Raw genomic sequence first — 25699 nt, forward strand, 5'->3', positions numbered from 1 at the left:
CAGCGGCGAGCCCCCGCCGCTGACCGTCACCGCCGACGGTCGCCCGCCGACGCCAGGAGCCTCGATGACCAGCCGCAAGGGCCGCGCCCGCCGTAACTCCGACTGCACCGCCGGCGGCCTGCGGCCCGCGCTGCGGGCGCCGCACCGGCCGCGGCCGGTCGAGGGGGCCGAGCAGGCGTTCGTCATCGGGGTGCTCACCAACGCCGCGGACTTCCGGCGGGCCCGGGCCTGGGGTGTGACCGACGCCCCCGACTACGAGCGCTACCTGGCTGACACCGCCGAACTGCTGGCCGACGCCCTGGAGCGGTTCGAGACCGTCCGGGCCCGGATGTTCCACCCGCAGGACTTCGAGGAGTTCTGCCTGCTGCACCTGCTGGACCCGGCCGAGCCCGCCTCCCGCGACCGCTACCTGGTCAACCCGCCGCTGCAGACCCAGCTGCTGGCCTACCGGGGCGAGGAGCTGGCCGGGGACTTCGTGCCGCGCCTGGTGAGGGCCCGGGAGAACGGGCTGACGCTCTGCCACGCGGACCTGCTGCTGGACGGTGGCCTGTACGGGGGCGCGGGCGAGATCGACGAGGAGCACGTTCGCTGGGTACGCGCCGCCTACCAGCGCGGGGGCGAGGTGTTCCGCCGGATGCTGGTCGGCGCGGGCGCCGGGGTGTACGAGCTGCGCCTGCGGGTGGACGCGCCGGACGGGAAGCTCACCGCCGCGGCCCGGGTCCTGCAGTGGGAGGACGGCGTGGTGCGGATCAACGACGAGGACCTGGAGCTGGTCTGCGCGGTGCTGTGCACCGGGCTGGCGCTGGAGCTGCCGGGCGTCGCGGTGCTGCACGGCTCGCAGGGTTCGGCCGCCTCCTGCGGGGAGTACCTGCCGGCCGCCTGGGCCTGGTCGAGCGGCGGGCCGGACTGGGCGCCGACCGCCCGGCCGGTGCGGCTGGACGGGGTGGCGGCGCAGCCTGGCTACAGCCTGGGCACGGTCTGCTGAACCCCTGCTGCCGGGCCGAAGGGCGCACCGGTGCCGAAGGCGAGGCGGCGGTCACCGCAACGCCGCGACGCGGCCCCCGGATCCGGGAGGCCGCGCCGTGACGTTTCTGCTTGCCAGCACTGGTGAAACGCGTGCTGGCTTCCATCGATGGGAGCCGGTGCGGCGAGCGTCAGCTCGCGTCCTCCTCGCGCACCGCGCGGCGCGCGTCGGGGTTGAGCACGCCCCAGGAGATCAGCTGCTCGGTGAGGATCGACGGCGACTGGTCGTAGATCACGGCCAGCGTGCGCAGGTCGTCCTGGCGGATCGAGAGCACCTTGCCGTTGTAGTCGCCGCGCTGGCTCTGGATGGTCGCCGCGTAGCGCTGCAGCGGGCCGGCCTTCTCGGACGGGACCTGGGTCAGTCTCTCCAGGTCGAGGACCAGGCGCGGCGGCGGCTCGGCGGCGCCGCCCGGGGTACCGCCGGGCAGGAGCTCCTGCACCGGGACGCCGTAGAACTCGGCGAGCTCGGCCAGCCGCTGCACGGTGACCGCACGGTCGCCGCGCTCGTACGAGCCGACGACGACTGCCTTCCAGCGCCCCTGGGACTTCTCCTCGACACCGTGCAGGGAGAGCCCCTGCTGAGTGCGGATCGCTCGGAGCTTGCCTCCGAGCTGCTTCGCGTAGTCGCTGGACATTGATCTCCCCGGACGAGATTGCTTCGCGTTCAGTGGTGGGTCACGGGCGATTGTCGACGCCCTTACCGGTGGGTTCGACGGCCGTCTCGTAACTCACTGTGAGGTTACGTAGAGTAAGGTAGTTGCGTCAAGCCGAATGGGGCACTCGTGCGAATGGCCCGCATCATCGGCGCGTCCAGGGCGTTAACCCGATGAAGCGGAACGGTGGATGTCCATTTGCCTCCCGGGGCGCTGATAGGATGACCCGAAGCCCACGCCCGGTTAGGCGGGGGCAGATCCCAGACATCCTTTAAGGCCCGTCCCGTGAGGCGGGGAAGGAGGTCCGCTTCGGCATGACCGCACACCAAGAACCGACGCCGCGGCCGCCGCACCAGGTGCTGGACGGCACGGACATCGCCCGGGTCGTCACCCGGATAGCACACGAGATCGTCGAGCGCGCCAAGGGCGCGGAGGACGTCGTGCTGCTCGGCATCCACACCAGGGGCGTCCACCTCGCCCGCCGCCTGCACGGCCGGCTGGCCCAGATCACCGGGCGCGAGATCCCGCTGGGCACCCTGGACATCACCATGTACCGGGACGACCTGCGGCTGAAGCCCGCCCGCGCCCTGGAGCACACCGAGATCCCGCCCGGCGGCATCGACGGCAAGCTGGTGATCCTGGTCGACGACGTGCTCTTCTCCGGCCGCACCATCCGCGCCGCGCTCGACGCGCTGAGCGACATCGGCCGCCCGCGCGCCGTCCAGCTCGCCGTCCTGGTCGACCGAGGCCACCGCGAGCTGCCGATCCGAGCCGACTACGTGGGCAAGAACCTCCCCACCTCGCTGCGCGAGGCCGTGCAGGTGCGGCTGTCCGACACCGACGGCGTGGACGCCGTCCTGGTCGGCGACCGCGACCACACCGCCCGCAGCTCGCAGGCCCTGGCCTCCCAGCCCACCGAACCGCACCTCCCGGAGTAACCCGCGTGAAGCGCCACCTCGTCTCCGCCGCCGATCTCAGCCGCGACGACGCGCTGCTGATCCTGGACACCGCCGAGGAGCTGGCCCAGCTCTCCGGCCGGGCCGTCAAGAAGCTGCCCACGCTGCGCGGCCGCACCGTCGTCAACCTCTTCTTCGAGGACTCCACCCGCACCAAGACCTCCTTCGAGGCCGCCGAGAAGCGGCTCTCCGCCGACGTCATCAACTTCTCCGCCAAGGGCTCCTCGGTCTCCAAGGGCGAGAGCCTCAAGGACACCGCGCTGACCCTGCAGGCGATGGGGGCCGACGCGGTCGTCATCCGCCACCACGCCTCGGGCGCGCCGGCCCGACTGGCCCAGTCCGACTGGCTGCACGGCAGCGTGATCAACGCCGGTGACGGCACCCACGAGCACCCCACCCAGGCGCTGCTCGACGCCTTCACCATGCGCCGCCACCTGAACGCGGGCCTCGGCAAGGACCTCGCGGGCCGCCGGGTCACGATCGTCGGCGACATCCTGCACAGCCGGGTCGCCCGCTCCAACGTGCACCTGCTGACCACCCTCGGTGCCCAGGTCACCTTCGTCGCCCCGCCGACCCTGCTGCCGATCGGCATCGAGAACTGGCCCTGCGAGATCAGCTACGACCTCGACAGCGTGCTGCCCAAGACCGACGCGCTGATGATGCTGCGGGTGCAGCGCGAGCGGATGAACGCCGCGTTCTTCCCGACCGAGCGCGAGTACAGCCGCCGCTACGGCATGAACGGCATCCGGATGGCCCAGCTGCCCGAGCACGCCATCGTGATGCACCCCGGCCCGATGGTCCGCGGCATGGAGATCACCGCCGAGGTCGCCGACTCGCCGCGCTGCACCGTGGTCGAGCAGGTCGCCAACGGCGTCTCCGTCCGGATGGCCGTCCTCTACCTGCTGCTCGGTGGAGCCGTATTCGCCGACGGTCCCGCCGAACCCGCCGCCCCCCGCACCGACTCCGTGGAGACCGCTCAGTGACCAGCTACCTGATCCGCAACGCCAAGATCCTGGGCGGCGCCCCGCAGGACCTCCACCTCGCCGACGGTGTCGTCAAGGCGATCGGCACCGGCCTGGCGGTCGAGGCGGACATCGAGATCGACGCCACCGGCATGATCGTCCTGCCCGGCCTGGTCGACCTGCACACCCACCTGCGCGAGCCCGGCCGTGAGGACGCCGAGACCGTGCTCACCGGCACCCAGGCCGCCGCGATGGGCGGCTTCACCGCCGTCCACGCGATGGCCAACACCACCCCGGTGGCCGACACCGCCGGTGTGGTCGAGCAGGTCTGGCGGCTCGGCCAGGAGGCCGGCTACTGCGACGTGCAGCCGGTCGGCGCCGTCACCGTCGGCCTGGAGGGCAAGAAGCTCGCCGAGCTCGGCGCGATGCACGAGTCCGCCGCCGGCGTCCGGGTCTTCTCGGACGACGGCAAGTGCGTGGACGACGCGGTGCTGATGCGCCGCGCCCTGGAGTACGTCAAGGCCTTCGACGGCGTCGTCGCCCAGCACGCCCAGGAGCCGCGGCTGACCGAGGGCGCCCAGATGAACGAGGGCCAGGTCTCCGGCGAGCTCGGGCTCGGCGGCTGGCCGGCCGTCGCCGAGGAGTCGATCATCGCCCGCGACGTGCTGCTCGCCGCGCACGTCGGCTCCCGGCTGCACGTCTGCCACGTCTCCACCGCCGGCTCGGTCGAGATCATCCGCTGGGCCAAGGCCAAGGGTTGGGACGTCACCGCCGAGGTCACCCCGCACCACCTGCTGCTCACCGACGAGTTGGTCCGCTCCTACGACCCGGTGTACAAGGTGAACCCGCCGCTGCGCACCGCCGAGGACGTCCAGGCGCTGCGCAAGGCGCTCGCCGACGGCACTATCGACGCCGTCGCCACCGACCACGCGCCGCACCCGGCCGAGGACAAGGACTGCGAGTGGGCCGTGGCCGCGATGGGCATGGTCGGCCTGGAGACCGCACTGTCGGTCGTCCAGCAGACCATGGTCGACACCGGCCTGCTGAACTGGGAGGGCGTCGCGGACCGGATGTCGCACCGTCCGGCCCGGATCGGCCGTCTCACCGGGCACGGTCGGCCGATCTCGGCTGGTGAGCCGGCGAACCTGGTGCTGTTCGATCCCGCGTACCGTGGTGCCGTGAACCCGGACAACTTCGCCACCCGCAGCCGCAACACCCCCTACAAGGGTCTGGACCTGCCCGGACGGGTGCACGCCACCTTCCTGCGCGGTCGCGCCACCGTGCTGGCCGGCGAGCTGGCCGAGCAGGGCGGCCTGGCATGACCGACCTCGCCGAGCGAGCGAGCGGCGCGGTGACGGCGTACGCCACGCTCGCCAAGGAGCAGGCGAAGGTCACCAACTGGCCCGGGTACATCGGCTGGACCATCGGACTGCTGATCATCATCGGCCTGGTCTACTGGCTGATGCGCCAGGGCTGGAACTGGCGGCGCACCCTGCAGTCCGGCATCCCCCCGCTGCCCGCCGTGCCGGCCCACGCCGGCCGGACCATCCTGGAGACCAGCGGCCGGTACCACGGCACCACCACCGCCGGTGACTGGCTCGACCGGGTCGTCGCGCACGGCCTGGGCACCCGCAGCCGTGCCGACCTCACCCTCGGCGAGGACGGCCTGCTGGTGAAGCGCCCCGGCGACACCGATCTCTGGATCCCGGCCGAGCACCTGACGGGTGCCCGGACGGACTCCGGGATCGCCGGCAAGGTCGTCCCCTCCGGGCTGCTCGTCGTCACCTGGACGCACGAGGGCACCGAGCTGGACTCCGGCTTCCGGGCCGACCACCCCGATGAGCACACCGCCTGGATCGAGGCGATCGCTCAGCTTGCAACACGTACGAAGACGAAGACGGAAGAGGCCGCTCAATGACCGCACCTGCCCCCACCACGCAGCGCCAACGGCGGGAGCGCCCGTTCTTCGATCGTGCTGCCGCCGTGCTCGTCCTGGAGGACGGCCGGACCTTCCGCGGCCAGGCCTACGGAGCGATCGGCGAGACCTTCGGCGAGGCGGTCTTCAACACCGGCATGTCCGGCTACCAGGAGACCCTGACCGACCCGTCGTACCACCGCCAGGTGGTCGTGATGACGGCCCCGCAGATCGGCAACACCGGCTGGAACGACGAGGACGACGAGTCCAAGCGGATCTGGGTCGCCGGCTACGTCGTGCGCGACCCCGCCCGGGTGGCGTCCAACTGGCGCTCCCGCCGCTCGCTGGACGAGGAGCTGGCCGACCAGGGCATCGTCGGCATCAGCGGCATCGACACCCGCGCGCTGACCCGCCACCTGCGCGAGCGCGGCGCGATGCGCTGCGGCATCTTCTCCGGCGAGGCGCTGGCCGACCCGGCCGCCCTGCTCGCCCGGGTGCAGCAGTCGCCCGAGATGAAGGGCGCCGACCTGTGCGCCGAGGTGGCCACCACCGAGCCGTACGTCGTGCCCGCGATCGGTGAGAAGAGGTTCACCGTCGCCGCGCTGGACCTCGGCATCAAGGCGATGACCCCGCAGCGGATGGCCGAGCGCGGCATCGAGGTGCACGTGCTGCCGGCCGACGCCACCCTGGAGGACGTCTACGCGGTCAACCCGGACGGCGTCTTCTTCTCCAACGGCCCGGGCGACCCGGCCACCGCCGACCACCAGGTCGCCGTCGCGCAGGGCGTGCTGGAGCGCAAGACCCCGTTCTTCGGGATCTGCTTCGGCAACCAGATCCTCGGCCGTGCCCTGGGCTTCGGCACCTACAAGCTCAAGTACGGCCACCGCGGCATCAACCAGCCGGTGCAGGACCGCACCACCGGCAAGGTCGAGGTGACCGCCCACAACCACGGCTTCGCCGTGAACGCGCCGCTGGACCAGGTGAGCGACACCCCCTACGGGCGGGTCGAGGTCTCCCACGTCTGCCTCAACGACGACGTGGTCGAGGGCCTGCAGGCGCTCGACGTGCCCGCCTTCAGCGTGCAGTACCACCCTGAAGCGGCCGCCGGCCCGCACGACGCCGCCTACCTGTTCGACCGCTTCGTGAAGCTCATGGAGGGCCAGCGTGCCTAAGCGCACTGACATCAAGTCCGTCCTGGTGATCGGGTCCGGCCCGATCGTCATCGGCCAGGCCGCCGAGTTCGACTACTCGGGCACCCAGGCCTGCCGCGTCCTCAAGGCCGAGGGCCTGCGGGTCGTGCTGGTCAACTCCAACCCGGCCACGATCATGACCGACCCGGAGATCGCCGACGCCACCTACGTCGAGCCGATCACCCCGGAGTTCGTCGAGAAGATCATCGCCAAGGAGCGCCCCGACGCGCTGCTGCCGACCCTGGGCGGCCAGACCGCGCTGAACACCGCGATCGCGCTGCACAAGGCGGGCACGCTGGAGAAGTACGGCGTCGAGCTGATCGGCGCCGACGTCGAGGCGATCAACAAGGGCGAGGACCGCGACCTGTTCAAGGCCGTCGTCGAGGCCGTCAACGCCAAGATCGGCTACGGCGAGTCCGCCCGCTCGGTCATCTGCCACACCATGGACGAGGTGCTGGCCGGCGTCGACACGCTCGGCGGCTACCCGGTCGTGGTGCGCCCCTCCTTCACCATGGGCGGCGCCGGCTCCGGCTTCGCCCACAACGAGGAGGACCTGCTCCGCATCGCCGGCCAGGGCCTGGCCCTCTCGCCGACCACCGAGGTGCTCCTGGAGGAGTCCATCCTCGGCTGGAAGGAGTACGAGCTGGAGCTGATGCGCGACAAGAGCGACAACGTCGTGGTCGTCTGCTCCATCGAGAACTTCGACCCGATGGGCGTGCACACCGGTGACTCGATCACCGTCGCCCCGTCGATGACCCTCACCGACCGCGAGTACCAGATCCTGCGCGACATCGGCATCGCCGTGATCCGCGAGGTCGGCGTCGACACCGGCGGCTGCAACATCCAGTTCGCCGTCAACCCCGTCGACGGCCGGGTCATCGTCATCGAGATGAACCCGCGCGTCTCCCGCTCCTCGGCGCTCGCCTCCAAGGCCACCGGCTTCCCGATCGCCAAGATCGCCGCCAAGCTGGCCGTCGGCTACACCCTGGACGAGATCCCCAACGACATCACCGAGGAGACCCCGGCCTCCTTCGAGCCGACCCTCGACTACGTCGTCGTCAAGGTGCCGCGGTTCGCGTTCGAGAAGTTCCCGAGCGCCGACGCGACGCTGACCACCACCATGAAGTCCGTCGGCGAGGCCATGGCGCTCGGCCGCAACTTCCCCGAGGCGCTGCAGAAGGCGCTGCGCTCGCTGGAGAAGAAGGGCTCCCAGTTCAGCTGGACCACCCCGGTGGGGGACAAGGCCGAGCTGCTGGTCAAGGCCGCCGTGCCGACCGACGGTCGGATCAACACCGTGATGGACGCCATCCGGGCCGGTGCCACCGCGGAGGAGGTGTTCGAGGCCACCAAGATCGACCCGTGGTTCGTCGACCAGCTCTTCCTGCTCGACGAGATCGCCGGCGAGATGGCCGAGGCCGCCGAGCTGACCCCGGAGCTGCTGCGCCACGCCAAGCGGCACGGCTTCTCCGACCAGCAGATCGGCGAGATCCGCGGCCTGCGCTCCGACGTGGTCCGCGAGGTGCGCCACGCGCTCGGCATCCGCCCGGTGTTCAAGACCGTCGACACCTGCGCCGCCGAGTTCGCCGCCAAGACCCCGTACTTCTACTCGTCCTACGACGAGGAGAACGAGGTCGCCCCGCGCACCAAGCCGGCCGTGATCATCCTCGGCTCCGGCCCGAACCGCATCGGCCAGGGCATCGAGTTCGACTACTCCTGCGTCCACGCCTCCTTCGCGCTGGCCGAGGCCGGGTACGAGACCGTGATGGTCAACTGCAACCCGGAGACCGTCTCCACCGACTACGACACCTCCGACCGGCTCTACTTCGAGCCGCTCACCCTGGAGGATGTGCTGGAGATCGTCCACGCCGAGCAGCAGGCCGGCCCGCTGGCCGGTGTGATCGTCCAGCTCGGCGGCCAGACCCCGCTCGGCCTGGCCCAGGCGCTCAAGGACAACGGCGTGCCGATCGTCGGCACCCAGCCCGAGGCCATCGACCTCGCCGAGGAGCGCGGCGCCTTCGGCCGCGTGCTGCGCGACGCCGGCCTGCCCGCCCCCAAGCACGGCACCGCCTTCTCCTTCGAGGAGGCCAAGGCGATCGCCGACGAGATCGGCTACCCGGTCCTGGCCCGCCCGTCCTACGTGCTCGGCGGCCGCGGCATGGAGATCGTCTACGACGAGGCCTCGCTCGCCTCCTACCTGGAGCGGCACGCCGGTCTGATCTCCGAGCACCCGGTGCTGATCGACCGCTTCCTGGACGACGCGGTGGAGATCGACGTCGACGCGCTCTACGACGGCACCGAGCTCTACCTCGGCGGCGTCATGGAGCACATCGAGGAGGCCGGCATCCACTCCGGCGACTCCGCCTGCGCGCTGCCCCCGATCACCCTCGGCGGCTACGACATCAAGCGCCTGCGCACCTCCACCGAGGCCATCGCGCGCGGTGTCGGTGTCCGCGGCCTGATCAACATCCAGTTCGCGCTGGCCGGGGACATCCTCTACGTGCTGGAGGCCAACCCGCGGGCCTCCCGCACCGTCCCGTTCACCTCCAAGGCGACCGCCGTGCCGCTGGCCAAGGCCGCCGCCCGGATCTCGCTCGGCGCCACCATCGCCGAGCTGCGCGCCGAGGGCCTGCTCCCGGCCGAGGGCGACGGCGGCACGCTGCCCGCCGACTGCCCGATCTCGGTCAAGGAGGCCGTGATGCCGTGGAGCCGCTTCCGCGACATCCACGGCCGCGGCGTGGACACCGTGCTCGGCCCGGAGATGCGCTCGACCGGTGAGGTCATGGGCATCGACAAGGTCTTCGGCACCGCCTACGCCAAGGCGCAGTCCGGCGCGTACGGCGCGCTGCCGACCAAGGGCAAGGTCTTCGTCTCGGTCGCCAACCGCGACAAGCGCAACCTGGTCTTCCCGGCCCGGGCGCTGGTCGGCCTGGGCTTCGAGGTGCTCGCCACCGCCGGCACCGCCGAGGTGCTCCAGCGCGGCGGCATCCCGTCCACGCTGGTGCGCAAGCACAGCGAGGGCGAGGGCCCGAACGGCGAGAAGACCATCGTCCAGCTGATCCACGACGGCGAGGTCGACCTGATCATCAACACGCCGTACGGCACCGGCGGTCGCCTCGACGGCTACGAGATCCGCACCGCGGCCGTCTCCCGCGGGGTCCCGTGCCTGACCACCGTCCAGGCGATGGGCGCGGCCGTCCAGGGCATGGACGCGCAACTGCGCGACGAGGTCGGGGTGATGTCGCTCCAGGAGCACGCCGAGCTGATCAACGCCGGCCGCAAGTAGCACCACCGCAGTGGGGGGCACCGGAGCCGGATTGGTGCCCCCCACTTCCATGCCCGCCCGTCGCCCGCCGTCGCCCTTCAGCCGACGGGCTACGCCCGGGCCCTGAATTCCGCTGCCTGCTTTCGGAGTTGACCACCTTGTACAAGCTTCTGTTCGACCTTGTCTTCAAGCGGATGGACCCCGAGAAGGCGCACCACCTCGCCTTCTTCTGGATCCGGCTCGCCTCCTCGGTGCCCGGCCTGCGCACCCTGGTGCGGCTGGTCCTCGCCCCGCGTGACCGGGCGCTGCACACCCGGGCCCTCGGCCTCGACTTGCCCGGCCCGTTCGGCCTCGCGGCCGGCTTCGACAAGAACGGCGTCGGCATCGACGGCCTGGCCATGCTCGGCTTCGACTACGTCGAGATCGGCACCATCACCGGCGAGCCCCAGCCCGGCAACCCGGCCCCCCGGCTGTTCCGCCTGGTCGAGGACCGCGCGCTGATCAACCGGATGGGCTTCAACAACCAGGGCTCGGCCCGGGTCGCCGCCCGACTGGCCGCCCGCCCGCACACCAGCTCCACCCCGGTGATCGGCGTCAACATCGGCAAGACCAAGGTGGTCGAGGAGGCCGACGCCGTCGCCGACTACGTCAAGTCCACCGAGCGGCTGGCCAAGTACGCCGACTACCTGGTGGTCAACGTCAGCTCGCCGAACACCCCCGGGCTGCGCAACCTGCAGGCCGTCGACCACCTGCGCCCGCTGCTGGCCGCCGTCCGCGAGGCCGCCGACCGCACCACCGCGCACCATGTGCCGCTGCTGGTCAAGATCGCGCCCGACCTGGCCGACGAGGACATCGACGCGGTCGCCGACCTCGCCCTGGAGCTGGGCCTGGACGGCATCATCGCCACCAACACCACGATCGGCCGCGAGGGCCTGCGGGCCGACGCCGAGCGGGTCGAGCAGATCGGCATGGGCGGCCTGTCCGGCGCCCCGCTCAAGGCCCGCGCCCTGGAGGTGCTGCAGCGGCTGCGCGCCCGCACCGGGGGCCGGCTGACGCTGGTCTCGGTCGGCGGCGTGGAGACCGCCGAGGACGCCTGGCAGCGGATCATCCACGGTGCCGACCTGGTCCAGGGCTACAGCGCCTTCATCTACGAGGGCCCGTTCTGGTGCCGCCGGATCCACCGGGGCCTCTCCGCCCGGGTCCGCGCGGCGGGCTTCCGCAACCTGGCGGCGGCCGTCGGCAGCGCCGTGCGCAGCTCGTGACCCCTCTCATCGATACCGGCCTGATCGGTTCCGGAAATCCTGGAAAGGACGACATGACCCTCGCCCCGTTCGGCGCCCGCCTGCGCCAGGCCCTCGACACCCGCGGCCAGCTCTGCGTCGGCATCGACCCGCACGCCTCCCTGCTCGCCGCCTGGGGGCTCGGCGACGACCTCGCCGGGCTGGAGGCCTTCAGCCGCACCGTGGTCGAGGCGCTGGCCGACCGGGTGGCCGTGCTCAAGCCGCAGGCCGCCTTCTTCGAGCGCTTCGGCAGCAAGGGCGTCGCGGTACTGGAGAAGGCCGTCGAGGAGGCCCGGGCGGCCGGTGCGCTGGTCCTGATGGACGCCAAGCGCGGCGACATCGGCTCCACCATGGCCGCCTACGCGGAGGCCTTCCTGTCGCCCGCGAGCCCGCTGTTCTCGGACGCCGTGACGGTCAGCCCGTACCTGGGCTTCGGCTCGCTGCGCCCGGCCCTGGACCTGGCCCGCGAGCAGGGCTGCGGCGTGTTCGCGCTGGCGCTCACCTCCAACCCGGAGGGCGCCGAGGTGCAGCGCGCGGTCGGCGCGGACGGCGAGTCGGTCGCGGCGACGGTGCTGCGGCACCTGGCGGCCGAGAACGGGGACGCCGCGCCGCTGGGCTCCTTCGGCGCGGTGGTCGGCGCGACGCTGGCCGACGCGGGCGTGGAGCTGGCCATCAACGGCCCGCTGCTGGCCCCCGGGATCGGCGCCCAGGGCGCGACCATGGCGGACCTGCCGCGGGTGTTCGGCGCCTCGGTGATCAACGTGGTGCCGAGCGTCAGCCGGGACGTGCTCAAGCACGGCCCCTCGGTGGCCGCGCTGCGCGAGGCGGCGGCCCGCTTCGTGGGCGAGTTCGCGGACGCCGTCAAGTAGCCCCGCGGCCGGCCGTCATGTGGCGGAGCGTGGCCTGCGGATGTCGGCGGCCGTCGGCGGGTAGCCGGACGGTGACCGTCCGCAGTGTCCGCAGGACGGCGCGGCGGCACCGGAGTTGACGTGAGCGCCGTCACATCGACCCTGTCAAAGTTTCGCAATCGCGGTCATTTTGCCCCGGAAAGTCCTGGTCGGCCTTGGCTGACCAGGACTTTTCGTGTTCTTTTCCTGACGTGGCGCCGCAATGCGGGTAGTGTCCGGCGATAGGTCACCGGCGAGCCGCGAAACTCGTAGCTCCCGCAGGTCAGGGCCCTGTGGTTCCCCATTGGGCTCCCCTTGCGGACGGTGTCCTGCGTACCGAACCAGTCATAGCTCAATCCCTTCCTTCCACACCCTGAGGTGAACGGCGTGGCTCTTCCGCCCCTTACCCCTGAACAGCGCACCGCCGCGCTCGCCAAGGCCGCCGAGGCTCGCCGGGAGCGCGCCGAGGTCAAGAACCGGCTCAAGCACTCCGGCGCCTCCCTGCACGAGGTGATCAAGGCCGGCAAGAACGACAACGACGTCATCGGCAAGATGAAGGTCTCGGCCCTGCTGGAGTCCCTTCCGGGCGTCGGCAAGGTCCGTGCCAAGCAGATCATGGAGCGCCTCGGCATCAGCGAGAGCCGGCGTGTCCGGGGTCTCGGCACGAACCAGATCGCTTCCCTGGAGCGGGAGTTCGGCGGTGGCGCCGCCTGACCGTGCCCCCGTGGTCCCGGGATCGTCCGCGATCCGGGATAATCGGTGCATGAGTGAGCGTCCGCGGCTGACCGTGCTCTCCGGCCCCTCGGGGGTCGGCAAGAGCACGGTCGTCGCTCATATGAGGAAGATGTACCCCGAGGTCTGGCTCTCGGTGTCGGCGACGACCCGCCACCCGAGGCCAGGCGAGAAGAACGGGGTCCAGTACCACTTCGTCGACAACGACGAGTTCGACAAGCTGATCGCCAACGGTGAGCTGCTGGAGTGGGCCGAGTTCGCCGGGAACCGCTACGGCACCCCGCGCGCGGCGGTGCTGGAGAAGCTGGAGCGCGGCGAGCCCGTCCTGCTGGAGATCGATCTGCAGGGTGCCCGCCAGGTTCGCGAGTCGATGCCGGAGGCCCAGCTGGTCTTCCTCGCCCCGCCGAGCTGGGACGAGTTGGTCCGTCGGCTGACCGGCCGGGGTACCGAGCCGCAGGACGTGATCGAGAAGCGTCTGGAGGCCGCCAAGGTCGAGCTCGCGGCCGAGCCCGAGTTCGACACGACTCTTGTCAACACCTCCGTCGAGCAGGTAGCGGCCGAACTGCTAGCCTTGCTCGGTGTAGCCTGACCTGTCTGTCTTTTCCACCCTTTCGGAAGGTTTTAGCGTGTCCTCTTCCATGACCGCGCCCGAGGGCATCATCAACCCGCCGATCGACGAGCTGCTCGAGGCCACCGACTCCAAGTACAGCCTCGTGATCTACGCCGCCAAGCGCGCGCGCCAGATCAACGCGTACTACTCCCAGCTCGGCGAGGGCCTGCTGGAGTACGTCGGCCCGCTGGTCGACACCCACGTGCACGAGAAGCCGCTGTCGATCGCGCTGCGCGAGATCAACGCGGGCATGCTGACCGCCGAGGCGGTCGAGGCTGCCTGAGGCAGTCCCGTACTTTTCCGGAAGGGCCCGGCGGAATCGTTTCCGCCGGGCCCTTCGGTGTTTTTGCCGGGCCCTTCGGCCTTTTGATTGCGGGATGGGGCTGCCCGCCGAGGGGTGGGGCACTGTGCGGGTGGCAGCTGAGGGGCCGTAGGGTGGGCGGGTTCCAGATGAGGAGGAGAGCGGGATCATGAGTGCGACTTCGGACCGGACCGGGGTGGACGCCCCCCGCGTCGTCCTGGGCGTCAGCGGCGGGATCGCCGCCTACAAGGCCTGCGAGCTGCTGCGCCGGTTCACCGAGTCCGGCCACCAGGTCACCGTGGTGCCGACCGCCGCGGCGCTGCACTTCGTCGGCGAGGCGACCTGGGCCGCGCTGTCCGGCCGCCCGGCCGCGACCGAGACCTGGGAGCGCGTGCACGAGGTGCCGCACGTGCGGATCGGGCAGGAGGCCGACCTGGTGGTGGTCGCCCCCGCCACCGCCGACCTGATCGCCAAGGCCGCCCACGGGCTGGCCGACGACCTGCTGACCAACACCCTGCTCACCGCCCGCTGCCCGGTCGTGCTGGCGCCCGCCATGCACACCGAGATGTGGGAACACCCCGCCACCCAGGACAACGTCGCCACCCTGCGCCGCCGGGGCGTGATCGTGCTGGAGCCCGCCGTCGGGCGGCTGACCGGCAAGGACACCGGCAAGGGGCGGCTGCCCGAGCCGTCCGCGGTCTTCGACGCCTGCCGGGCCGTGTTGCGCCGCGCCGGGGCGGTCCCCGCCGACCTGGCCGGGCGGCACGTGGTGGTCTCGGCCGGCGGCACCCGGGAGCCGCTGGACCCGGTGCGCTACCTGGGCAACCGCTCCTCCGGCAAGCAGGGCTACGCGCTTGCCGTGACCGCCGCGGCGCGCGGGGCCCGGGTGACCCTGGTCTCGGCCAACGCCGAGCTGCCCGACCCGGCCGGGGTGGACGTGGTGCACGTCGGGACGGCGCTGGAGCTGCGCGAGGCGGCGCTGAAGGCGGCCGAGGACGCGGACGCCGTGGTGATGGCCGCGGCGGTGGCGGACTTCCGGCCGGCCGAGTACGCCACCGGCAAGATCAAGAAGGTCGAGGGGGTCGAGCCGGCGCCGGTCGCCCTCGTCCGCAACCCGGACGTCCTGGCCGAGCTGTCGGCCCACCGCCCCCGTTCGGGCCAACTGGTCGTGGGTTTCGCGGCGGAGACCGACGACGTGCTCGCCAACGGTCGCGCCAAGCTCGCCCGCAAGGGCTGTGACCTGCTGGTCGTCAACGAGGTCGGCAACGGCAAGGCCTTCGGTACGGACGTCAACGAGGCCGTCGTTCTGGGCTCGGACGGCAGTGAGACGCCGATTCCGGTGGGCCCCAAGGAGGCCCTGGCGGACGTGGTCTGGGACCTGATCGCGGAGCGGCTCGAATCGATCGGCGACTGATCGAATCCCGTTGGAGAACGGTCTTGATTCTTGGAAGCGGGTGACGTTCGGCGGAAGCAGACCGTTAGACTCCAGGAATCAAGTCTTTCCGGATGTCCCCGGTTCGCCGGGGGCCTTCAGTCAGCAGCCGCTGCAACCCCAGGGAGCGCTGTGTCTCGCCGCCTGTTCACCTCGGAGTCCGTGACCGAGGGACACCCCGACAAGATCGCTGACCAGATCAGCGACACCATCCTTGACGCTCTCCTGCGGGAGGACCCGACGTCCCGGGTCGCCGTGGAGACGCTCATCACCACCGGCCAGGTGCACGTGGCCGGCGAGGTGACCACCAAGGCGTACGCGCCGATCGCCCAGCTCGTCCGGGACAAGATCCTGGAGATCGGCTACGACAGCTCCAAGAAGGGCTTCGACGGCGCCTCCTGCGGCGTGTCGGTGTCCATCGGCGCGCAGTCGCCCGACATCGCGCAGGGCGTCGACACCGCGTACGAGGCCCGGGTCGAAGGCGATGAGGACGACCTGGACAAGCAGGGTGCCGGCGACCAGGGCCTGATGTTCGGCTACGCGTCCGACGAGACGCCCGAGCTGATGCCGCTGCCGATCACCCTGGCGCACCGCCTCTCCCGCCGCCTCACCGAGGTCCGCAAGAACGGGACCATCCCGTACCTGCGCCCCGACGGCAAGACCCAGGTCACCATCGAGTACGACGGCGACAAGGCCGTGCGCCTGGACACCGTGGTCGTCTCCACCCAGCACGCCAGCGACATCGACCTGGAGTCGCTGCTCACCCCGGACATCCGCGAGTTCGTCGTGGAGCCGGAGCTGAAGGCGCTGGCCGACCAGGGCATCAAGCTGGTCACCGACGGCTACCGGCTGCTGGTCAACCCGACCGGCCGCTTCGAGATCGGCGGCCCGATGGGCGACGCCGGCCTGACCGGCCGCAAGATCATCATCGACACCTACGGCGGCATGGCCCGCCACGGCGGCGGCGCCTTCTCCGGCAAGGACCCGTCCAAGGTCGACCGCTCGGCCGCCTACGCCATGCGCTGGGTCGCCAAGAACATCGTCGCCGCCGGCCTCGCCGCCCGCGCCGAGGTACAGGTCGCCTACGCGATCGGCAAGGCCGAGCCGGTCGGCCTGTTCGTCGAGACCTTCGGCACCGAGACCGTCCCGGTCCTCACCATCCAGAGGGCCGTCTCCGAGGTCTTCGACCTGCGCCCCGCCGCGATCATCCGCGACCTGGACCTGCTGCGCCCGATCTACTCGCAGACCGCCGCGTACGGCCACTTCGGCCGTGAGCTGCCGGACTTCACCTGGGAGCGCACCGACCGCGTCGACGCCCTGAAGGCTGCCGTCCAGGACTGACGTCCCGGGTCTTGAAGCGGCGCCCGCCCCTCCGGGGGTGGGCGCCGCTCACGTTTGTGCACACGGCTGATTTGTGCGCTGTGTCCGTGTGACCTGGTAGTACTGGGAGCGATGAGCAGCACAGGGGAGAACGGGGCCGCCGAGCCGGAGCAGCTGGCGTTCATCCGGGAGACGGTCAAGCGGGCCAAGCCCCGGACGTGGAAGGGCGCCAAACGGGCCGAGCACCTGCCGGTGGCCCGGGTCGTGGTGGACAAGGGCGTGCTCACCATCGACAAGTTCTTCGACTACGAGGTCCCGGCCGCCATGGCCGAGGACGCGCGGCCGGGTGTCCGGGTGCGGGTGCGCTTCGGGGCGCGGGTGGTGAAGGGCCAGCGTGAGGGCGGGGAACTGCACGACGGGTTCATCGTCGCCCGGCTGGAGAAGAGCGACTTCCCCGGCCCGCTCGCCCCGCTCGCCCAGGTGCTCTCGCCCGAACCGGTGCTCTCCCCGCAGCTGCTGCGGCTGTGCCGCACCGTCGCCGACCGGTACGCCGGGACGCTGGCCGATGTGCTGCAGCTGGCCGTACCGCCCCGGCACGCCAAGGCCGAGGCCGAACCCTCACCGTCGCCGTTGCCGCGCCCGCAGGCCCCGGCCCCGGGGGGCTGGCAGCGCTACCCGGCCGGGCCCGACTTCCTCGCCGCGCTGGCCGGCGGCGGGTCGCCGCGCGCGGTGTGGGCGGCCCTGCCGGGGCCCGGTTGGCCGTACGAGATCGCCCGGGCGGTGGCGGCGACGCTGGCCGGCGGGCGCGGCGCGCTGGTGGTGCTGCCGGACCGGCGGTCGGTGGCCCGAGTGGACCAGGCGCTGACCGAGCTGCTCGGGCCGGGGATGCACGTGGCGCTGGAGGCCGAGCTCGGGCCGCGTGAGCGCTACCGGCGCTGGCTCGCGGTCAGCCGTGGCTCGGTGCATGCCGCGATCGGCACCCGGGCCACCATGTTCGCGCCGGTGCGCGACCTCGGGCTGGTGGTGGTCTGGTCCGACGGCGACGGCAGTCACAGCGATCCGCGCGCCCCGCATCCGCACGTGCGCGAGGTCGCGCTGCTGCGCGCGGCCGAGGAGGGCGCGGCGGTGCTGCTCGGCGGGCACGCGGTGACCGTGGAGGGCGCGCAGCTGGTCAGCACCGGTTGGGCGCGGCCGCTGGTCGCGGACCGGGAGACGGTGCGACGGGTCGCGCCGAGGGTGCGCACCGTCACCGACCAGGACCAGCACCGGGACGCCGCCGCGCAGGCCGCCCGACTGCCCTCGGTGGCCTGGGAGGCGGCCCGGGAGTCGCTGGCGGCCGGGCATCCGGTGCTCATCCAGGTGCCCCGGCGCGGCTACGTCCCCCGGCTGGCCTGCGGACGCTGCCGCACCCCGGCCCGCTGCCGGCGGTGCGAGGGGCCGCTGGAGGCGCCGTCGGCGGACGCCTCCCTGCAGTGCGGTTGGTGCGGGGAACCGGAGAACGACTGGCACTGCCCCGAATGCGGCTCCTTCCGGCTGCGGGCGCAGGTGGTCGGCGCCCGGCGTACGGCGGAGGAGCTGGGCAAGGCGTTCCCGCGGATCCCGGTGCGGACCTCGGGGCGGGACGCGGTGCTGACCACCGTGCCGGACGAACCCTCGCTGGTGATCTCCACGCCGGGCGCGGAGCCGGTGGTCGAGGGCGGCTCCGGCTACGGGGCCGCGCTGCTGCTGGACGGCTGGGCGCTGCTGAGCCGGCCCGACCTGCGGGCCGGGGAGGAGACGCTGCGGCTCTGGCTGGCGGCGGCCGCGCTGGTCCGGCCCTCGACGGAGGGCGGGACGGTGGTGGTGGTCGCCGAGCCGTCGGCCCGCCCGGTGCAGGCGTTGGTGCGCTGGGACCCGCTGGGTCACGCCGGGCTGGAGCGGGACGAGCGGGCGCAGCTGCACTTCCCGCCGGTGTCGCGGATGGCCTCGGTGAGCGGGAGCCCGGCGGCGGTCACCGACCTGCTGAACCTGATCCGGTTGCCGGAAGGGGCGGACGTGCTCGGGCCGGTGCCGGTGCCCGCTCTGCGCGGGGAGGAGCAGGAGCGGGCGCTGCTGCGGGTGGCGCCCGGGCACGGGGCGGCGCTGGCGGCGGCGCTCAAGGCGGCGCAGATCGCCCGGATCGCGCTGCGGACGGCGGAGCCGGTGCGGGTGCGGGTGGATCCGACGGACATCGGCTGACGGTTCTCGGCGGGCCGGTCTCGTGGTTCTCGGCGGTCCGGTCCGGCGGCTCCTGCAGGCCGGTGGGGCGGGGTGAGTGGGCCACCCCGCCCCGGGTGGCCCGGGCGTGTGGAGCCCGGTCAGCCGCGCAGCGGGATGCCGGTGCGGTCGGCCTGCGGGCGGTCGATGGGGGTGCGCTCGATGGTGGTGCGCTCGATGGGGGTGCGCTCGATGGGGGTGCGCTCGATCGGGGTCCGGTCCACCGGGGTGCGGTCCAGCGGAACACGGTCGAGGGTGGCGCGGTCCAGGCCGCCCTGGCGTGCGGCGGGGACGGTGGTGGCCAGGCCGCCGCGTTCGGCGGGGGCGGGCAGGTCCTCGGAGCGGTCCGGGCGGCTCGGGCCCGGGACGGCGCCGCTGGCGGCGAGGAGTTCGCTGGTCGGGCGGCGCATGCCGTAACGGCGGTGCACGGCCTGCTTGGTGACCCCGAGGGCGGAGCCCACCGAGTCCCAGGAGAAGCCCAGCGACCGGTCGAACTCGACCGCCGCCGCGACCAGGGTCTCCACGCTCTCCCGCAGCTCCTGCGCCAGGCGCACGGTCGGCGCGGGCGCCCGTCCGTACACCACGAAACCGGCCGAGGTGCTGGGGCGGCGCGGTCGGTAGACGTTGCCCAACTGGGCGGTGAGCGTCCGCAGCGCGTCGACCTGGCGCCTCACCCGTTCGATGTCCCGCACCAGCAGGTGCAGGCTCGCCCGCGCCCGGGCGTCGTGATTGATCTGCTCGGCCATGGCCTACGTGCCACCTTCCGTACGGTTCATCGGCCGGGGCGCGGTGTCCCGTGCGCCCGGCCCCGGTCAATCTCTCTTGACCAACGCCGAAGCGGGGGCCGGGGTAACGCGGCTCGGCAGACTCGGGATATGCCGGAAACCGATGCGGCTGTCCCAGGACGGCCCGGCGGATCGCCCGGGAGGGTTGCATAGACTTGCGCCGAACCAGTCGTTGCCCGTATCCCGTGCCCTTACGGACAGGAGCCCGTACCCCGTGGCGATCCAGCCGATCCGTCTCTTCGGAGACCCCGTCCTGCGGGCCACCGCCCAGCCGGTGACCACCTTCGACAAGGAACTGCGCAACCTGGTCAGCGACCTCACCGACACCATGCTCGACTCCCCCGGCGCCGGCCTGGCCGCGCCCCAACTCGGCGTCTCACTGCGGGTGTTCACGTACCACGTGGACGGCGTCACCGGACACCTGATCAACCCCGACCTGTCGCTGAGCGAGGAGGAGCAGGACGGCCCCGAGGGCTGCCTCTCGCTGCCCGGCCTGCGCTACGACACCAAGCGGGCCTACGGCGTGGTGGCCAAGGGCTTCAACATGTACGGCGATCCGGTCACGCTGGAGGGCACCCAGCTGCTCGCCCGGTGCATCCAGCACGAGACCGACCACCTGGACGGCATCATCTTCATCGACCGGCTTGACCGGGAGCAGCGCAAGGCCGCGCTCAAGGCGATCCGGGAGACGGACTGGGGCGGCGGGCCGGCGCCGGTGGTCAAGGTGTCGCCGCACAGCACCTTCGGCGCTGCCCGCTGACCGTCCGGCGTGGCTCGCCGACGCTCCGGCCCGGCTCACTGGTCTTCGTTGGCTTCCTGAACTTCCATTTGCAGAAAGGCACTTGATGCGTCTCGTCTTCGCCGGCACCCCCGAGGTCGCCGTTCCCGCCCTGGAGGCGCTGCTCGCCTCCGACCGGCACGAGGTCGTCGCGGTGGTCACCCGCCCCGACGCCCCCGCCGGGCGCGGCCGCAAGCTGGTCGCCAGCCCCGTCGCCCAGCGCGCCGAGGAGGCCGGGATCGAGGTCCTCAAGCCGGTGAAGCCCAGCGACCCGGAGTTCGTCGCCCGGCTCACCGAACTCGCCCCCGACTGCTGCCCGGTGGTCGCCTACGGCGCGCTGCTGCGCCCCGGCGCCCTGGAGATCCCCGCGCACGGCTGGGTCAACCTGCACTTCTCGCTGCTGCCCGCCTGGCGCGGCGCGGCCCCGGTCCAGCACGCGGTGCTGGCCGGCGACGAGGTCACCGGCGCGTCCACCTTCCTGATCGAGCAGGGCCTGGACTCCGGCCCGGTCTACGGCGTGATCACCGAGGAGATCCGCCCGGGCGACACCAGCGGCGAACTGCTCACCCGGCTCTCGAACTCCGGCGCGCGGCTGCTCGTGGCCACCATGGACGGCATCGAGGACGGCTCGCTGCAGGCCGTGCCGCAGCCGGCCGAGGGCGTCACGCTCGCGCCGAAGATCAGCGTCGAGGACGCGCGGATCGACTGGAACCACCCCGCGCTGCGGATCGACCGGGTGGTGCGCGGCTGCGCTCCGGCGCCGGGGGCGTGGACGGAGTTCCGGGGCGAGCGGCTGAAGGTCACCGGGCCGGTCAAGCTGCTGCCGGAGTCGACCGAGCTGGCGCCGGGCGAGGTCGCGATGGTCGGCAAGAACAGCGTGCGGGTCGGCACCGGCAGCCACGACATCGAGCTCGGGGAGGTGCGTCCGCAGGGGAAGAAGGAGATGCGGGCCGCCGACTGGGCGCGCGGGGCGCGGCTGGAGGCGGGGGAGCGGCTCGGGCTCCCGGCCGGCGCGGAGGGCTGATGGGCGCCGAGGGGGATATCGTGGGCGTGATAACCACCGAAGCACTTTGAGGCACCTGTGACCACCCCCAGCGCCAAGCGCGCCCCCCGCCCGCACCGTCGGCCGAAGAAGGACCCGGCCCGGATCGTCGCGTTCCGCGCGCTGCGCGCCGTCGACGAGCGCGACGCGTACGCCAACCTGATCCTGCCCTCCCTGCTCCGAGAGGCCGAGCAGAAGGGCATGGACCGGCGCGACGCCGCCCTCGCCACCGAGCTGGTCTACGGCACCCTGCGACTGCAGGGCACCTACGACGCGATCATCGCCGCCTGCATCGACCGGCCGCTGAGCAAGGTCGACCCGCCGGTACTGGACGTACTCTCGCTCGGCGCCCATCAGCTGCTCACCACCCGCATCCCCAGCCACGCGGCCGTGTCGGCGACCGTCGAGCTGGCCCGGGTGGTGCTCGGCGACGGCAAGGCCAAGTTCGTCAACGCCGTGCTGCGCCGGATCAGCGCCCACGACCTGGACGCCTGGATCGAGCAGGTCGCCCCGCCGTACGACCAGGACGCCGAGGACCACCTCGCGGTCGTGCACTCGCACCCGCGCTGGGTCGTCTCCGCGCTCTGGGACTCGCTCGGCCGCTGGCAGCCGGACGCCTCCGGGCGCAGCGCGGTGGAGGAACTGCTGCGGGCCGACAACGAGCGGCCCGAAGTCACCCTGGTCGCCCGCCCCGGCCGGGCCACCGTCGGCGAGCTGGCCGAGGCGCTGCCCGAGGCCGAGCCCGGCCGCTGGTCCCCGTTCGCACTACGGCTCGCCGAGGGCGGCGACCCGGGTTCGCTGACCGCCGTCCGGGAGAACCGGGCGGGCGTGCAGGACGAGGGCAGCCAGCTGGTGGCGCTGGCGCTGGCTTCGGCACCGGTGGAGGGCCCGGACCGGCTCTGGCTGGACGGCTGCGCCGGGCCGGGTGGCAAGGCCGCGCTGCTCGGCGCACTGGCCGCCGAGCGGGGTGCGGCGCTGGTCGCGAGCGAGAAGCAGCCGCACCGGGCCCGGTTGGTGGCGCGGGCACTGGAGGGCAACCCCGGTCCGTACACGGTGATCGCGGCGGACGGGACGCGCCCGGCCTGGCGCTCCGGGGGCTTCGACCGGGTCCTGGTGGACGTGCCGTGCTCCGGCCTGGGCGCGCTGCGCCGCCGTCCGGAGGCGCGCTGGCGGCGCCGGCCGGCCGATGTCGCGGCCTTCGGGCCGCTGCAGCGGGACCTGCTGCGTTCGGCGATCGACGCCACCCGGGTCGGCGGCGTGGTCGGCTACGCGACCTGCTCGCCGCACCTGGCGGAGACCCGTGCGGTGGTCGACGACGTGCTGCGCGCCGAGGGCGGCCGGGTCGAGTGGATCGACGCGCGGCCGCTGCTGCCGGGTGTCCCGGCGCTCGGCGACGGGCCGGACGTCCAGCTGTGGCCGCACCTGCACGGGACGGACGCGATGTACCTGGCGCTGCTGCGGCGGACGGCCTGAGGCCGTAGCGACGGCCTGTATCTCCCGTACCCGCGTCTCCCGTACTTGCATCTCCCGTAGGGGGAGGTGCCAGGGTGGTGGCCGTGAACGGCGACGCGCACTACCTGATCGGTGACCTGGCCCGGCTGACCGGGCTGACGGTGAAGACCGTCCGGTTCTACTCGGACCAGGGGCTGGTGTCGCCGGCCGACCGCAACCCGGCCGGCCACCGGCGGTACGGCGCGGACGCCGTCGCCCGCCTGGAACTGGTGCGCACCCTGCGCGAGCTCGGGCTCGGACTGCCGGTGATCCGGCAGGTGCTGGAGCGCGAGCTCGCGCTGTCCGACGTCGCGGCGGCGCACGCCGAGGCGCTGGACGTCCAGATCCGGGTGCTGCGGCTGCGGCGGGCCGTGTTGGGCGCGGTGGCCGGGCACGGGTCCACCACGGAGGAGTTGACGCTCGTGCACCAGCTGGCCCGGTTGACGGGGGAGGAACGGCGGCGCCTGGTCGGGGAGTTCCTGGCCGAGGTGTTCGGTTCGGACGGTCGTTTCGCAGGGGTGGCTCGGTCGCTGACGCCGGAGTTGCCGGAGGACGCCTCGGCCGAACAGATCGAGGCCTGGGTGGAGTTGGCGCGGTTGGCGGGGGACGCCGGGTTCCGCGAGCTGTTGCGCGGGCTGGCGGCCGACGAGGCGGCGGAGAGCGGTACGGGCGGCCCGCCCCGGCCCGGACTGGCCGTACTGGTGTGGGAGTTGGCCGGGCCGGCGGTTGCGGCTGGGGTGGTGCCCACGTCGCCTGAGGCGGCTGGGGTGGTTGCCGAGCTGGTGGACCGGTACGCCGGGATGCTGGATGCCGAGGCGGTGGGCGGTTCGGTGCGCGCCCGGCTGCTGGCTCGGCTGCGGGCCATGGGGGATCCGCGGCGGGAGCGGTACGTGGAGCTGCTGGCCGTAATCAACGGGTGGGCCGCACCCAGGAGTTCGGTGCGGGTGCTGGACTGGGCGGTGCGGGCCCTACGCCTGTAGGGGGCGCGGGCAGTCGGTGAGGAAGGCGTGGGCCTGGGCGCGGAGGTGGTCGACCGGCGGGTCCTCGCAGATGACCTCCAGGCCGAGTCCGGTGGCCTGGCCCCGGTGGTAGTAGGACTGGTAGGCGAGGTACGGGCGGTGGTCGTCGGTCGGGTCGAGGCCGACGGCGAAGGTCGCGAAGTGGATCCGCTCGTTCTCGGTGCGCTCGAACTCCGTTCGGGAGAGCTGCCATTCGAACTCGTAGGGTTCGGGTTCGGCGGGCAGGTCGAGGAGGGCCTGGGCGAGTCGGCGGACCTCGTCCGGGTTGGCGAAGGGGAGCGACTCGGACCAGAGCGGCGCGGCGGCGTACAGCACCCAACTGCTGCCGTTGTGGCTGACGGTCAGTGCCCACTCGCCGTCCTGGTCGTGCCAGCGGCAGCTGAGGATCGGGTCCATGGTGCTCAACCTCCCTGTGGAGCGCGGCCGTTCTGCCCCCGTTCCCTCATCGTGGCACATCGGGCGCCTTGTCGGACCAGGGCGTGACCGGTCCTCGGGCGCCTTGCCAGGCCTCCTGCAGCGGGCGGTAGCCGAGCACGGTGACTTCGTGCTCGGCGAGCAGGCGGCGGGCCTCGGGGGAGACCAGGAACTCGTAGTCGGTGCGGCGCACCTGCCAACCGTCGTCCGGCCGGCCGTCCTCCGGGGCTCGGGGGTTCGGGCCGGTGGCGAGGCTCGGGTGGACGGCCCACTCGGTCAGGCCCGGCGGGAGGCCGGCGAGCAGACGGGCGTAGTGGGCGGGTTTGTCCTCCAGCGGGACGGCGAAGCTGTCGAGGAAGCCGTGGTCGACGACGGGCAGGCCGCGCTCGCGCATCCGGGCCAGGGCGGGCGGCAGCCAGACCCGCACCGCCAGGCCGTACTCGGCGCCCAGGGCCAGGGTGAGGTCGAGGATGTCCTCGCGGCCGCCGTCGGCCAGGCAGTGGAAGTCCAGGTGGGTCGGGGCGAGACCGGTTGCCGCGACCGCGTCGATCTGGGCGCGGAACTCGCGTTCCACGTCCTCCAGTTGCGCGCGGGCGAGCAGGGCGGCGCGTCCGGCGGGGGTGGGGGCGTACAGCTCGCCGGTGGCGTCGAGCAGGGTGGGCACCCGGTCGCGGGCGGCGAGCGGGCCCCAGCGCAGGTGGGGTGCCTCGCAGACCAGGGTGAGGTGGACGCCGAAGGGGATCTCCGGGTGGCGGCGCAGGAGCCGGAGCGCGTGCGGGGCCCCGGGGCAGGGGGTCATCAGGCTGCAGGAGGCGGCGATGCCGCGCTGGACCGCCTCGACGACGGCGAGGTTGACGGACTCGTCCAGGCCGAAGTCGTCGCAGTTGAGCAGCAGGAGGCGGGCGGTGGGCGGGTGGCCGAGGAGGCGGTTGGCGGCGGGGCCGTTCGGGGCGGTGGCGGCGGGCATCGGGCCAGTTTCCGCCGGCGGAGGGGGTGGGCGCGCGGGGATTCTCCGGTCAGTCCGCGGTGGGGTGCCAGGGGCGGTCGGGGCGGGTCGGGACCGGGGAGGAGGTGAGGCGCAGCCCGTACACCTCGCGGTCGTCGGCCGGGTGCGGGACGGGGCCGAGGTACTCGTGGCCGGTCAGGTGGCACCAGGCGGGCAGGTCGAGCGGGGCGGCGGGGTCGGTGGTGTGGATGTGGACCATCGCGCCGGCCGGGAGGTGGGCGATCCGGGCGCGCAGCCGGAGCAGGAGTTGGACGCAGAGCAGGCCGGTGCCGTCGACGGTGAGGTCGGGGACGGCGGTGGGAGCGGTCCCGCCGCGGTCGTGCGTCATGTGCTGTCCCTTGAGTCGGTCCGGGTCGGTGGTGCGTGTCCAGCCTAGGCGCGCGGGGTGTGACTGGCGGGTGGGGGG

Annotated in this window: 24 protein-coding genes; 19 read left to right on the forward strand and 5 right to left on the reverse strand. The window is 72.6% G+C overall.

Annotation, left to right across the window (positions count from 1 at the left end):
- Nucleotides 1–64: 64 nt before the first annotated feature.
- The gene (locus ACH4E7_RS15550) at nt 65–985 is read left to right on the forward strand and encodes a hypothetical protein (RefSeq protein ID WP_396249552.1); all 921 of its coding nucleotides are present in this window, start codon (nt 65–67) and stop codon (nt 983–985) included.
- Nucleotides 986–1154: 169 nt separating this feature from the next.
- Here ACH4E7_RS15550 and ACH4E7_RS15555 read toward each other — a convergent pair whose 3' ends face one another.
- Complete coding sequence (locus tag ACH4E7_RS15555; RefSeq protein ID WP_030056198.1) at nt 1155–1658, reverse strand: transcriptional regulator; 504 nt, start codon at nt 1656–1658, stop codon at nt 1155–1157.
- Nucleotides 1659–1990: 332 nt separating this feature from the next.
- Between ACH4E7_RS15555 and pyrR the strand changes: the two genes are divergently transcribed.
- The 14 genes from pyrR (at nt 1991) to ACH4E7_RS15625 (ending at nt 18740) form a co-directional block, all read left to right on the forward strand.
- Complete coding sequence (gene pyrR, locus ACH4E7_RS15560) at nt 1991–2614, forward strand: bifunctional pyr operon transcriptional regulator/uracil phosphoribosyltransferase PyrR (RefSeq protein ID WP_396249553.1); 624 nt, start codon at nt 1991–1993, stop codon at nt 2612–2614.
- Nucleotides 2615–2619: 5 nt separating this feature from the next.
- Nucleotides 2620–3615 carry an aspartate carbamoyltransferase catalytic subunit gene (locus tag ACH4E7_RS15565; protein ID WP_396249554.1) on the forward strand — a complete coding sequence of 332 codons (996 nt, stop codon included), beginning with the start codon at nt 2620–2622 and terminating at the stop codon, nt 3613–3615.
- The gene (locus tag ACH4E7_RS15570; protein ID WP_355674903.1) at nt 3612–4916 is read left to right on the forward strand and encodes a dihydroorotase; all 1305 of its coding nucleotides are present in this window, start codon (nt 3612–3614) and stop codon (nt 4914–4916) included. Before ACH4E7_RS15565 ends, ACH4E7_RS15570 begins: the two co-directional genes overlap by 4 nt.
- A complete protein-coding gene (locus ACH4E7_RS15575; RefSeq protein WP_396249555.1) occupies nt 4913–5512 on the forward strand; it encodes a hypothetical protein in 600 nt (199 codons plus the stop codon). Before ACH4E7_RS15570 ends, ACH4E7_RS15575 begins: the two co-directional genes overlap by 4 nt.
- Nucleotides 5509–6681, forward strand: coding sequence for a glutamine-hydrolyzing carbamoyl-phosphate synthase small subunit (gene carA / locus ACH4E7_RS15580; protein WP_396249556.1), 1173 nt, complete (start codon nt 5509–5511; stop codon nt 6679–6681). Before ACH4E7_RS15575 ends, carA begins: the two co-directional genes overlap by 4 nt.
- On the forward strand, nt 6674–9982 hold the full coding sequence (gene carB, locus ACH4E7_RS15585) for a carbamoyl-phosphate synthase large subunit (RefSeq protein WP_396249557.1): 3309 nt from the start codon (nt 6674–6676) through the stop codon (nt 9980–9982). The genes carA and carB overlap by 8 nt, the downstream gene beginning before the upstream one ends.
- Nucleotides 9983–10119: 137 nt before the next feature.
- Nucleotides 10120–11223, forward strand: a complete 1104-nt coding sequence (locus ACH4E7_RS15590) for a quinone-dependent dihydroorotate dehydrogenase (RefSeq protein ID WP_396249558.1) — start codon at nt 10120–10122, stop codon at nt 11221–11223.
- A gap of 53 nt (nt 11224–11276) precedes the next feature.
- A complete protein-coding gene (gene pyrF / locus ACH4E7_RS15595) occupies nt 11277–12110 on the forward strand; it encodes an orotidine-5'-phosphate decarboxylase (RefSeq protein WP_396249559.1) in 834 nt (277 codons plus the stop codon).
- A gap of 405 nt (nt 12111–12515) precedes the next feature.
- Nucleotides 12516–12842, forward strand: coding sequence for an integration host factor, actinobacterial type (gene mihF / locus ACH4E7_RS15600; protein WP_030290269.1), 327 nt, complete (start codon nt 12516–12518; stop codon nt 12840–12842).
- 49 nt (nt 12843–12891) lie between these two features.
- Nucleotides 12892–13449, forward strand: a complete 558-nt coding sequence (gmk, locus tag ACH4E7_RS15605) for a guanylate kinase (protein ID WP_387625733.1) — start codon at nt 12892–12894, stop codon at nt 13447–13449.
- A gap of 37 nt (nt 13450–13486) precedes the next feature.
- Nucleotides 13487–13753 (forward strand): DNA-directed RNA polymerase subunit omega, encoded by a 267-nt coding sequence (gene rpoZ, locus ACH4E7_RS15610; protein WP_030056185.1) that lies wholly within the window; start codon nt 13487–13489, stop codon nt 13751–13753.
- Nucleotides 13754–13940: 187 nt separating this feature from the next.
- Entirely contained in the window at nt 13941–15185 is a 1245-nt protein-coding gene (coaBC, locus tag ACH4E7_RS15615) for a bifunctional phosphopantothenoylcysteine decarboxylase/phosphopantothenate--cysteine ligase CoaBC (RefSeq protein WP_396249560.1), read from the forward strand.
- A 150-nt stretch (nt 15186–15335) separates the two neighbouring features.
- Nucleotides 15336–16544: a methionine adenosyltransferase gene (gene metK / locus ACH4E7_RS15620; protein ID WP_396249561.1), complete on the forward strand. Its 1209-nt coding sequence runs from the start codon at nt 15336–15338 to the stop codon at nt 16542–16544.
- 111 nt (nt 16545–16655) lie between these two features.
- Nucleotides 16656–18740, forward strand: coding sequence for a primosomal protein N' (locus ACH4E7_RS15625; RefSeq protein ID WP_396249562.1), 2085 nt, complete (start codon nt 16656–16658; stop codon nt 18738–18740).
- A 119-nt stretch (nt 18741–18859) separates the two neighbouring features.
- On the opposite strand, the gene ACH4E7_RS15630 is transcribed toward ACH4E7_RS15625, so the two are convergent.
- A complete protein-coding gene (locus ACH4E7_RS15630; RefSeq protein WP_396249563.1) occupies nt 18860–19504 on the reverse strand; it encodes a hypothetical protein in 645 nt (214 codons plus the stop codon).
- Nucleotides 19505–19757: 253 nt separating this feature from the next.
- On the opposite strand from ACH4E7_RS15630, the gene def reads away from it, so the two are divergent.
- From def to ACH4E7_RS15650, 4 genes are all read left to right on the forward strand, one after another.
- Entirely contained in the window at nt 19758–20303 is a 546-nt protein-coding gene (gene def / locus ACH4E7_RS15635; protein ID WP_396249564.1) for a peptide deformylase, read from the forward strand.
- An 85-nt stretch (nt 20304–20388) separates the two neighbouring features.
- A complete protein-coding gene (gene fmt, locus ACH4E7_RS15640) occupies nt 20389–21345 on the forward strand; it encodes a methionyl-tRNA formyltransferase (RefSeq protein WP_396249565.1) in 957 nt (318 codons plus the stop codon).
- A 57-nt stretch (nt 21346–21402) separates the two neighbouring features.
- Nucleotides 21403–22836, forward strand: coding sequence for an RsmB/NOP family class I SAM-dependent RNA methyltransferase (locus ACH4E7_RS15645; protein WP_396249566.1), 1434 nt, complete (start codon nt 21403–21405; stop codon nt 22834–22836).
- A gap of 83 nt (nt 22837–22919) precedes the next feature.
- Complete coding sequence (locus ACH4E7_RS15650) at nt 22920–23834, forward strand: MerR family transcriptional regulator (RefSeq protein WP_396249626.1); 915 nt, start codon at nt 22920–22922, stop codon at nt 23832–23834.
- On the opposite strand, the gene ACH4E7_RS15655 is transcribed toward ACH4E7_RS15650, so the two are convergent.
- Genes ACH4E7_RS15655 through ACH4E7_RS15665 form a run of 3 tightly spaced genes read right to left on the reverse strand, consistent with a single transcriptional unit; the run spans nt 23823 to nt 25621 of the window.
- Nucleotides 23823–24269 carry a hypothetical protein gene (locus ACH4E7_RS15655; RefSeq protein ID WP_396249567.1) on the reverse strand — a complete coding sequence of 149 codons (447 nt, stop codon included), beginning with the start codon at nt 24267–24269 and terminating at the stop codon, nt 23823–23825. The two genes, ACH4E7_RS15650 and ACH4E7_RS15655, sit on opposite strands and share 12 nt — an antisense overlap.
- A 46-nt stretch (nt 24270–24315) precedes the next feature.
- Nucleotides 24316–25254 (reverse strand): polysaccharide deacetylase family protein, encoded by a 939-nt coding sequence (locus ACH4E7_RS15660; protein ID WP_396249568.1) that lies wholly within the window; start codon nt 25252–25254, stop codon nt 24316–24318.
- 49 nt (nt 25255–25303) lie between these two features.
- Nucleotides 25304–25621, reverse strand: a complete 318-nt coding sequence (locus tag ACH4E7_RS15665) for a sulfurtransferase TusA family protein (RefSeq protein ID WP_396249569.1) — start codon at nt 25619–25621, stop codon at nt 25304–25306.
- Nucleotides 25622–25699: the final 78 nt, after the last annotated feature.

The sequence above is a fragment of the Kitasatospora sp. NPDC018058 genome (assembly GCF_044327205.1).
GTDB lineage: Bacteria > Actinomycetota > Actinomycetes > Streptomycetales > Streptomycetaceae > Kitasatospora.

Coding starts and splice junctions, on each gene's coding strand:
- ACH4E7_RS15550 (WP_396249552.1), top strand. CDS start 65: ATGACCAGCCGCAAGGGCCGCGCCCGCCGTAACTCCGACTGCACCGCC.
- ACH4E7_RS15555 (WP_030056198.1), bottom strand. CDS start 1,658: ATGTCCAGCGACTACGCGAAGCAGCTCGGAGGCAAGCTCCGAGCGATC.
- pyrR (WP_396249553.1), top strand. CDS start 1,991: ATGACCGCACACCAAGAACCGACGCCGCGGCCGCCGCACCAGGTGCTG.
- ACH4E7_RS15575 (WP_396249555.1), top strand. CDS start 4,913: ATGACCGACCTCGCCGAGCGAGCGAGCGGCGCGGTGACGGCGTACGCC.
- carA (WP_396249556.1), top strand. CDS start 5,509: ATGACCGCACCTGCCCCCACCACGCAGCGCCAACGGCGGGAGCGCCCG.
- pyrF (WP_396249559.1), top strand. CDS start 11,277: ATGACCCTCGCCCCGTTCGGCGCCCGCCTGCGCCAGGCCCTCGACACC.
- gmk (WP_387625733.1), top strand. CDS start 12,892: ATGAGTGAGCGTCCGCGGCTGACCGTGCTCTCCGGCCCCTCGGGGGTC.
- coaBC (WP_396249560.1), top strand. CDS start 13,941: ATGAGTGCGACTTCGGACCGGACCGGGGTGGACGCCCCCCGCGTCGTC.
- ACH4E7_RS15625 (WP_396249562.1), top strand. CDS start 16,656: ATGAGCAGCACAGGGGAGAACGGGGCCGCCGAGCCGGAGCAGCTGGCG.
- ACH4E7_RS15630 (WP_396249563.1), bottom strand. CDS start 19,504: ATGGCCGAGCAGATCAATCACGACGCCCGGGCGCGGGCGAGCCTGCAC.
- fmt (WP_396249565.1), top strand. CDS start 20,389: ATGCGTCTCGTCTTCGCCGGCACCCCCGAGGTCGCCGTTCCCGCCCTG.
- ACH4E7_RS15655 (WP_396249567.1), bottom strand. CDS start 24,269: ATGGACCCGATCCTCAGCTGCCGCTGGCACGACCAGGACGGCGAGTGG.
- ACH4E7_RS15660 (WP_396249568.1), bottom strand. CDS start 25,254: ATGCCCGCCGCCACCGCCCCGAACGGCCCCGCCGCCAACCGCCTCCTC.
- ACH4E7_RS15665 (WP_396249569.1), bottom strand. CDS start 25,621: ATGACGCACGACCGCGGCGGGACCGCTCCCACCGCCGTCCCCGACCTC.